This is a genomic window from Deltaproteobacteria bacterium (assembly GCA_016234845.1).
Lineage (GTDB): Bacteria > Desulfobacterota > Deferrimicrobia > Deferrimicrobiales > Deferrimicrobiaceae > JACRNP01.
Map to the genome: position 1 here is coordinate 1 of JACRNP010000046.1, position 8,331 is coordinate 8,331.

The following is an 8,331-nucleotide window of genomic DNA, read 5'->3' on the forward strand; positions in this document are numbered from 1 at the left end:
CAGTAGCTCTTCAGCGTGTACCGGGACGTGACCGCCAGCTCCCCGACCTCGCCGCGCGGCAGCGGCTCCCCCGATTCCGGGTCGACGATGACGCATTTGCGGGACCGCAGCGGCTTCCCGACGGTCTTTGGGGAAGGCCTCTTCCCGAGCGGGCTGTACGACACGTGCCCGACCTCGGTCGACCCGTACACCTGGTGGATGGGGACGCCGCACAGCGCCTCCCAGCTCTTCAGGACCTCCGCCGGGAGCACGTCTCCGCCGCAGTAGCAGTACCGCAGGGTGGACAGGTCGTATTCGCAGATCCGGTCGTTCTCCAGCAGGATGCGGTAGAGGGCCGGCACGCCCAGCATCCACGAGACCCGGTGCCTCCCGATCGCCTCGAGGATCGCGTCGGGCTCCGGGATCGGCATGAGGACGAGCGTGTTCCCCTTGTTGAACGCCGCGGCGAGCGCGAACCCCTTCGCCATGATGTGGAAGATGGGGGTGACCATGAGGATCGAGCTCTCCCCCTCCAGCAGGTAGTCGCGGAACACGTCCTCCGAGATGTCCTTCACGTACGACACCTCGCCGGCGTGGTTCCCGGCGACTCCCTTCGGGAACCCGGTCGTGCCGCCGGTGTACTTGATGTAGGCCAGGTCGTTCGTCGGGTCGATGTCGATCCCCGGGAGGTGCGGCCGCCCCCTGCGGAGGACCTCCCGGAACGAGCGGATCTCCCCGCCCCGCTCCACGTGTCCCGCAGGGACCTTGTCGAACAGGTGCGCGACGGCGCGCTTCCAGGGCGCCACCAGGTCCAGGAGCCCGGTGACGACGACCCGCTTCACGTCGGTCTTCCCGAGGATCTCCCGGACGTACATGAAGTTGGTGTCGAGGCAGACGATCGTCCCGACCTCGGCGTCGTTGACGATGTACTCCAGCTCGTGGGAGGTGTAGATGGGGGAGACCGGCACGACGACCGCGCCGATCCGGTTGATCGCGAAGTTCGCGATCACCCACTGCGGGCAGTTCCGCAGGTACAGCAGGACCCGGTCGTGGTTCCGTACCCCGATCTCGAGGAGGCCGGAGGCGAACCGGTCCACGAGGCGCCCGAGCGCCGCGTAGCTGTACCGCTGCCCGAGGTAGACGATCGCCGTCCGGTCGGGGAACCTCCGGCGCGACTCCTCGAACCCGGCGAACGTCGTCCCCGCGTAGTAGCCGTCCATCCGCCGTCAGATCCCGAAGTAGGCGGACTTCACGTCCGGGTTGTCCATCAGCTCTTCCTTCGTCCCTTCCATGATGGCGGATCCGTTCTCGATGATGTACCCCCGGTCGATCACCGGGATGACCGGCCGCGCGTACTGCTCGGCGATGACGACGGTGATCCCGCCCGCCGCCCGGATCTCCCGGACCGCGTCGATCACGATCTTCTGGTAGGCGGGGCTCAACCCCAGGAGCGGCTCGTCGAGGAGCAGGAGCTTCGGCCTCGCCATGAGCGCCCGCCCGATCGCCAGCATCTGCTGCTCCCCGCCGGAGAGGAATCCGCCCGGGCGGTGGATGTGGTCCTTGAGGCGCGGAAAGAGGGCGAAGACCCGCTCGATGTCCCGTTTCCGTTCGCTTCGCGGGGCGAGGTACGATCCGATCCGCAGGTTCTCGATGACCGAGCTCTCCCCGAAGATCCGGCGCCGCTCCGGGCAGAGGATGACGCCGCGGGCGGCCCGCTCGTGCGCCGGCAGCGACGTCACGTCCTCCCCGTCCACCGTGACGCTCCCGAAGAGGGAGATGTTCTCCCCGCCCCGCATCCGCTCCTTCTTCCGGACGTCCAGGAGGATCCCGGAGAGGGCGTACATGAGCGTGCTCTTCCCCGCGCTGTTCGAGCCGAAGACCCCCACGACCGAATCCTTCGCCGCCCGCAGGCCCACGTTGTTCAGGGCCAGCGTGTTCTCGTAATACACCATCAGCCCGGACGCGGAAAGCATCGCTACTCCAGCTCGACCCCGAGGTACGCCTCCCTCACCCGGCGGTCCCCGATGACGTCCTTGTAGTGCCCCTCGGCGATCTTCTCCCCGAACTGAAGCGCCATGACCCGGTCGGCCACCCGGAACAGCTCCCGCAGCCGGTGCTCGACCATGATGAGCGTGATCCCCTCCATCTTCAGCTTCTCGATCAGCGGCAGCATGCTCGCGATCTCGCTCGCGCTCAAGCCCGAGAACACCTCGTCGCAGAAGATCACCTCCGGGCGCAGGGCGAGGCAGCGGGCGAGCTCCAGCCGCTTCAGGTAGCCGGTCGGAAGGGCGGAGGCGAGCTTGTAGGGGACCCGGGAGTCGCGCTCGAAGCCGATCTCCTCCAGGATGTCCACCGCGACCGTCGCCCGGTCCCCGTGCTTCCCCCCGCCGCGCCACCCCCCTTCCTTCCGCGCGCGCGGCGACCAGAGCGGGATCACGAGGTTCCGGTACGCCGGCAGCGAGTAGAAGGGGCGCATGACCTGGAACGTCCGCGCGATCCCCGCCCGCGCGACCTTGTGCGCGGGCCACCGGGTGATCTCCCTCTGCCGGAAGAACACCTTCCCCTCGTCCGGGCGGACGAACCCGGTGATGCAGTTGATGAGGGTGGTCTTCCCCGATCCGTTCGGCCCGATGATCCCGAAGATCTCCCCCTGCTTCACGGAGAAGCTCACCGAGGAGAGAGCCGTCAGCCCCCCGAACGTCTTGCCGAGCCCATCCGTGGAGAGGATGCTCATACCTCGACCCACCGCTCGAACTGCTCGTATTTCCGGGTGCAGTACGTCATGATCCCCTCGCTCCGGAACACGATGAAGCCGACCAGGACGGCGCAGTAGATGACGATGCGGAACGTCCCGAACACCCGGAGGAACTCGGACAGCGGCACGAGGATGAGGCAGCCGACGACCGCTCCGAAGAGCCCCCCGCCCCCCCCGATCGTGACCGCGGCGATCGGAATGATCGAGAAGTCCAGCGCGAAGAGGGAGAGCCCCGCCCACATGTAGATGTGCGCCAGGTACGCGCCGCCGAAGCAGCCGACGAGGGAGGCGATGAAGACCGCCAGCGCCTTGATCCGCGTCACGTCGATCCCAGACGCCCGCACCGACTGGTCGTTGTCCTTCACCGCGTGCATCACCAGCCCGATGTCCTCGGCGAGGAGCCGCCGGAGCCCGAACAGGACCGCCAGCAGGACGGCGATGATCGCGTAGTTCTCCACGTGCGGGCTCGGGAAGCTGTCCAGTCCCGTGATCCCGTTCGTCCCGCCGAGGACGTCGAACGCCTCGATCAGCCGGGTGAAGAGCAGCGGGTACATCAGCGTGACGATGGCGAAGTACACCCCGCGCAGGGAGAGGCACGGCAGGATCATCGCCGTCGACACCGCCGCCCCGGCGACGGCGGCGGCCGGGATCGACAGGTAGACGGGCAGGTGCAGGTGCACGTTGAAGATGGCCGCGAAGTAGCCGCCCAGGCCGATGAACATCGAGCCGCCGAGGCAGACGAGGCCGACGCGGTTGGCCAGGAAGTCGAACGAGATCGCCAGCAGCCCGTAGACGCACAGGATGTTCACCACCCGCTTCCAGTAGGGGGCCGCCTCGAGCGCGAGCGGGAGGAGGAGCATCCCCGCGATCAGGACGACGCGCGGACCGGCCAGGTACGCCATCTCCCGGAGGGACGAGACGGCGTAGATCCCGTCGCTGCGGACCTTGATCCCGCGGTCGATCCGCTCTTTCCTGCGCTGCGCTCCGTTCATACCCGGTCGTCCAGCTCCTTCTGCTTCCCGAAGATCCCGGAGGGGCGCACCAGCAGCGTGACGATGATCGCGAGCAGGGAGATCACCATCTGGTAGTGGGCGGAGAGGAACACCTCGGTCAGGACCTGCGCGAACCCGATGATGAGGGACGCCAGGATCGCGCCGCCGAAGCTCCCCAGCCCCCCGATGATGCTGACCGCGATGGAGTAGAGGAGGACGTTGTACCCGGTCTCCACGACGATGTTCCCGAGAGGGAGGATCAGCACCGCGGCGAAGGCGGAGAGCCCGGCGCCGACGGCGAAGGAGACCAGCGCCTTCCCGTCGGAGTCGATGCCGAGCATCATGGCGGCCCGCTCGTCCTGGGCGATCGCCTTGAGCGCGAGGCCGGTCTTCGTGTGCCTCACGAAGAGGTTCAACCCCGCGAACACCGCCGCGCCGAGGACGAGGACGAAGATCCGCTGGTAGTCCACGACGATCCCGCCGACATCGACCGTTCCGGCGAGGAAGGAGGGGAGGGTGAAGGTGGATCCCCGCAGCCCCCCCCACCGCAGCCCCTCGATGACGGCCAGCCCCACCGCGTAGGTCGCGATGATTTCCGAGATCTCCATCCCCCGGATCCGGAGGATGAACAGCCGGTAGATCAGCCCCCCGATGACGGCGGTCGCGGCGATCCCCACCGCGATGGCCGGGAGGTAGCCGAGGCCCAGGGCGTTGACGCCGAGCCACACGATGTACCCGGTCGTGACGTAGAGCGCCCCGTGCGCGAAGTTGGGCAGACGGCTGATGCTGTACACCAGCGTGAAGCCCAGCGCCATCAGCGAGAGCGTCGCGCTGTTGATGGCGCCGTAGACGAGAATGTCCACCGCTACATCACTTCATCCACGGGGGAAGGAGGATCTTCCCCTCCGCGGTTTTCGGCGGGAACACCTGGACCCGCCTCCCCTTCTGCCACTGGACGATCGAGGTCACCGCCCCCTGCTCGGGGTCGAGGGACGGGATGACCTGGTGGCTCTTCTTGTCGAACGCGATCCTCCCGTACACCCCCATGACGTTCACGTTCTCGAGCGCCGCGATGACGGCCCCGGACTCCACGGTCCCGGCCTTCTCGATCGCCTCCTTCAGCACGTAGACCGCCATGTAGCTCGAGGAGGTGCCGTACCCTTCCGGCTCCAGCCCCCACCGCTTCTTGTAGGCGTCGGCGAACTTCATCGTCCACGGGGTGATCTTCGCCGGCGCGTTCCCGCCGTTCACCAGGTTGACGATCAGGAACTCGCCCTTCCCCTCGGTCGCCTTCCAGAACCCGGGCTGCTCGGCGGCGTTCACGAATCCCATCGGAAGCGCCTTCATCTTCATCGAGCTCCACTGCTTGAGGAGGATCGAGCTCTCGGGCATGTCCATCCAGAGGAAGAGGATGTCCGCCTTCCGCTTCGAGGCGTCGGAGAGGCCGACGGAGTAGTCGGTGGTCCCGGTGGGGTAGATCTTCATGTCGACGACCTCCCACCCCTTGTCCGCCATCATCTTCTTCATCACTTCGCCGCCCTTGCGGGCGTGCTCGACGTCCTGGACCATGATGTAGACCTTGTTGAAGCCGTGCCCCTTCTTGACGTCGCCGAGCAGGGTGATGAACTCGTTGGCCATCACGCCGACGTGGCTCGAGATCCGGAAGCAGTATTTGTACTTGTCGTAATTGTCCGCGACCTTCTTGTGGTACGCGGGCGTCAGCACCCCGGTCGTCAGGATGCTCACCTTTTTGTATTTGTTCAGCAGGTCCATGGCGGCCAGCGCCGCCTCGGAGCGGACCGGCCCGCCGACGATGAAGTCCGCCTTCTTCTCGAGGATGAGCTTCTCGACGCCGAGCAGCGCCTCGCTGACGGGGACGCCGGGCTCCAGGTCCCGCGTGTCGATGACCTCCGCCTGGAAGGGGCGCTTGACGCTGCCCACCTTGACCCCGCCGGCCGCGTTGATCTCCTCGATGGCCAGCCGGATCCCGCGCTCCGCGTCCCATCCGTACAGGAAGGCGGTGGCGAGGGGGGCGCCGATGACGATCGGTTTTTCCGCCGCCGCCCCGACGCCGGGGAGAAACGCTACGAAGGCGAGCAGCAACAGGCACCATCCGGTACCACGAACGGTCTTTTTCATACGGGTTCTCCTTACGAAAGGGGTGTCAATGAAAATAAAACGGTTTCTCGAAATTGTCAATGCGGGGGACCGGTTCGTCCCGCAACCGGAGAGGGATCAACCGCTTGACAGTCATCGACGTATTGTGGCACTTGAATGCTTGAATACCGGGGGAACGGAACGTACGCGCCGATCGGGGGGAAAATGAGCGGAAATCCGGATTTTGAAGGTCGCGTCGCGGTGGTCACCGGCGGCGCGCGGGGGATCGGGCTGGCCATCACCCGGGCGCTTGCCGATTGCGGCGCGTCCGTTCACGTGTTCGACGTCGCGAAGGGGGAAGGGAGCGGCACCTGCCCGTACCGGTTCCACCAGGTCGACATCTGCGATTCCGCCGCGGTGGCCGCCGCCGTGGCGCAACTCCCCGACGGCGCCACGCTGCTGGTGAACAACGCCGGGATCACCCGGGACCGCACCCTGGTGAACATGACCGACGACGAATGGCGATCGGTCCTGTCGGTCAACCTGACCGGCGCCTTCCACATGGCGCGCGCGCTCGCCCCCGGGATGCGGAAGGCAGGGTACGGCCGGATCGTGAACATCACCTCCATCAACGGGATGCGCGGCAAGTTCGGGCAGGCGAACTACAGCGCCTCGAAGGCGGGACTGATCGGGCTGACCAAGGCGCTCGCGCGGGAGCTGGGGCCCAAGGGGGTGACGGTGAACGCGGTGGCGCCCGGAATGGTCATGACGGAGATGGCGGCCGCTGTCCCGCCGGAGGTGGTGGCGAAGGCGAAGGCGGAAAGCGTCCTCCCCTCGCTCGCCACGCCGGAGGACGTCGCCGCCGTCGTGCTCTTCCTCCTGTCCGACGCGGCCCGGATGGTCACCGGGGAGGTGATCCGGGTGGACGCGGGGCAGTACATCTGATGCGGATCGATTTCCACGTCCACATGGGGGTGTACGCCTTCCACAACCCGTCGGTGACGGAGTGGATGAAGCAGTCGCACCCGGTCGGGTACGAGGAGTACATCCGCAAATACGACGACCCGGGCGCGTTCGAGGAGCTGCTGGCCGCAGAAGGGGTCGATTACGCCTGCGTCCTCGCCGAGCTCAGCTCCGCCACGACCGGCCTGTGCACGAACGAGCAGGTACGCGACTTCTGCCGCGGAAGGAATCGGCTGATCCCGTTCTGCGACATCAGCCCCAACCGATACACCGACCTCGGGGAGGAGCTGCGGCGGAAGGTGGGGGACGAAGGTTTTCGCGGGGTCAAGATGCTTCCTTCGTACCAGCACTTCTACCCGAACGACGCGAGGATGTACCCGTTGTACGACGCGGCGCAGGAGCTCGGCGTCCCCGTCCTCGTCCACACCGGCTCCTCCGTCTTCCGGGGGACGCGGATGAAATACGCCGACCCGCTCCACCTGGACGACGTCGCGGTCGACTTCCCCGGCCTGAGCCTGGTGATGGCGCATGCGGGGCGGGGTTTCTGGTACGACCGGGCGTTCTTCCTGGCCAAGCTCCACAAGAACGTGTACCTCGAACTGTCCGGCCTCCCCCCCGGGAAGTTGATGACCTACTTCCCGGAGCTCGACCGGCTCACGGACAAGGCGATCTTCGGGAGCGACTGGCCGGGGATGCCCCACATCCGCCGGAACATGGACGCGATCGCGGGGCTCCCGCTGCCGGCGGAGGGGGTGGAACGGATTCTCGGGGGGAATGCGGCGCGGCTGCTGCGTATCTGAGCGCGGCGCGTCCGGGACTCCCGCCTGGGTTGCGTCGCCTCGGAGGGCGGGGCTCCGTTCGTGGCTCGCCGTGCGATGAACCTGCACGGCTGCGCTTTACCTCACTTCGCCCCCCCTCCTGCGGCGACTCCGCCGGACCCTCCGGCCGCCGCGGTTTCCTCCCGCTGTCGGGTGCTCTTCAGCGCCGTCTCCAGCGTGATGGTGTCCAGGACCGCCTTGGTGAGCTCGTCGATCTCGTGGGTGATGGTCTGGAGCTCCGCGACGATCGGGTCGCCCGCACGCCGGAGGCGGCCCGGCACGTCGAGCTCCGATTCCAGCGTCTCGAAGAGCTGGATCACGTCCAGCAGCGTCGTCCGCCCGACGTTCCCCGCGAACCGGTACCCCCCGCCGACCCCCCGCACCGCCTGCACCAGTCCCGCGTGCACCAGGTTCCGCATCACCTTGGCGAGGTGGTGCGTGGAGATCCCGTACTTTTCGGCGATGTCCGTGGTGGAGAGCTGCCGGCCGGAGTCCCTGGCCAGCTCGAGGAGTGCGAAGAGGGCGTAGAGGCTCCCCTTGTTCAGCTTCAACCGATCTCCTTTTCCAGCTCGATGTACCGGCCGGAGCGAAGCCCCTGGCTGCGGAAAAACGACAATGTGATCTTGTTGCTGCGGTCCACCATGGTCCGGACGGTGGAGACGTTCGCCTGCGAAAGCCGCCGGCAGATCTCCTCGAACATCCGCTTGGCGATCCCCGCCCCGCGGGC

Annotated in this window: 10 protein-coding genes; 2 read left to right on the forward strand and 8 right to left on the reverse strand. The window is 67.0% G+C overall.

All coding sequences use genetic code 11. The features are described 5' to 3' along the window. From HZB86_04105 to HZB86_04130, 6 genes are all read right to left on the reverse strand, one after another. On the reverse strand, positions 1-1,199 hold a 1,199-nt coding region (locus HZB86_04105), incomplete at its 3' end, for an AMP-binding protein (protein ID MBI5904722.1). Between the two features lie 6 nt (positions 1,200-1,205). After that, entirely contained in the window at positions 1,206-1,952 is a 747-nt protein-coding gene (locus tag HZB86_04110; GenBank protein MBI5904723.1) for an ATP-binding cassette domain-containing protein, read from the reverse strand. Between the two features lie 2 nt (positions 1,953-1,954). Next, positions 1,955-2,713, reverse strand: coding sequence for an ABC transporter ATP-binding protein (locus tag HZB86_04115; GenBank protein MBI5904724.1), 759 nt, complete (start codon positions 2,711-2,713; stop codon positions 1,955-1,957). Then, positions 2,710-3,726 (reverse strand): branched-chain amino acid ABC transporter permease, encoded by a 1,017-nt coding sequence (locus HZB86_04120; GenBank protein MBI5904725.1) that lies wholly within the window; start codon positions 3,724-3,726, stop codon positions 2,710-2,712. Before HZB86_04120 ends, HZB86_04115 begins: the two co-directional genes overlap by 4 nt. Continuing rightward, on the reverse strand, positions 3,723-4,589 hold the full coding sequence (locus HZB86_04125; protein MBI5904726.1) for a branched-chain amino acid ABC transporter permease: 867 nt from the start codon (positions 4,587-4,589) through the stop codon (positions 3,723-3,725). Before HZB86_04125 ends, HZB86_04120 begins: the two co-directional genes overlap by 4 nt. Before the next feature lie 7 nt (positions 4,590-4,596). After that, complete coding sequence (locus HZB86_04130) at positions 4,597-5,865, reverse strand: ABC transporter substrate-binding protein (GenBank protein ID MBI5904727.1); 1,269 nt, start codon at positions 5,863-5,865, stop codon at positions 4,597-4,599. Between the two features lie 183 nt (positions 5,866-6,048). On the opposite strand from HZB86_04130, the gene fabG reads away from it, so the two are divergent. Next, a complete protein-coding gene (gene fabG / locus HZB86_04135) occupies positions 6,049-6,768 on the forward strand; it encodes a 3-oxoacyl-ACP reductase FabG (GenBank protein ID MBI5904728.1) in 720 nt (239 codons plus the stop codon). Continuing rightward, on the forward strand, positions 6,768-7,586 hold the full coding sequence (locus HZB86_04140; protein MBI5904729.1) for an amidohydrolase: 819 nt from the start codon (positions 6,768-6,770) through the stop codon (positions 7,584-7,586). Before fabG ends, HZB86_04140 begins: the two co-directional genes overlap by 1 nt. A gap of 101 nt (positions 7,587-7,687) precedes the next feature. On the opposite strand, the gene HZB86_04145 is transcribed toward HZB86_04140, so the two are convergent. Further along, the gene (locus HZB86_04145) at positions 7,688-8,155 is read right to left on the reverse strand and encodes an Rrf2 family transcriptional regulator (GenBank protein MBI5904730.1); all 468 of its coding nucleotides are present in this window, start codon (positions 8,153-8,155) and stop codon (positions 7,688-7,690) included. Then, the coding region (locus HZB86_04150) for a GNAT family N-acetyltransferase (GenBank protein MBI5904731.1) at positions 8,152-8,331 on the reverse strand (180 nt) is incomplete at its 5' end. The genes HZB86_04145 and HZB86_04150, both read right to left, overlap by 4 nt.

What these genes read in the sequence shown, in the direction of transcription:
- HZB86_04115 (MBI5904724.1), bottom strand. Translation starts at nt 2,713, where the DNA reads ATGAGCATCCTCTCCACGGATGGGCTCGGCAAGACGTTCGGGGGGCTG.
- HZB86_04130 (MBI5904727.1), bottom strand. Translation starts at nt 5,865, where the DNA reads ATGAAAAAGACCGTTCGTGGTACCGGATGGTGCCTGTTGCTGCTCGCC.
- HZB86_04120 (MBI5904725.1), bottom strand. Translation starts at nt 3,726, where the DNA reads ATGAACGGAGCGCAGCGCAGGAAAGAGCGGATCGACCGCGGGATCAAG.
- HZB86_04140 (MBI5904729.1), top strand. Translation starts at nt 6,768, where the DNA reads ATGCGGATCGATTTCCACGTCCACATGGGGGTGTACGCCTTCCACAAC.
- fabG (MBI5904728.1), top strand. Translation starts at nt 6,049, where the DNA reads ATGAGCGGAAATCCGGATTTTGAAGGTCGCGTCGCGGTGGTCACCGGC.
- HZB86_04110 (MBI5904723.1), bottom strand. Translation starts at nt 1,952, where the DNA reads ATGCTTTCCGCGTCCGGGCTGATGGTGTATTACGAGAACACGCTGGCC.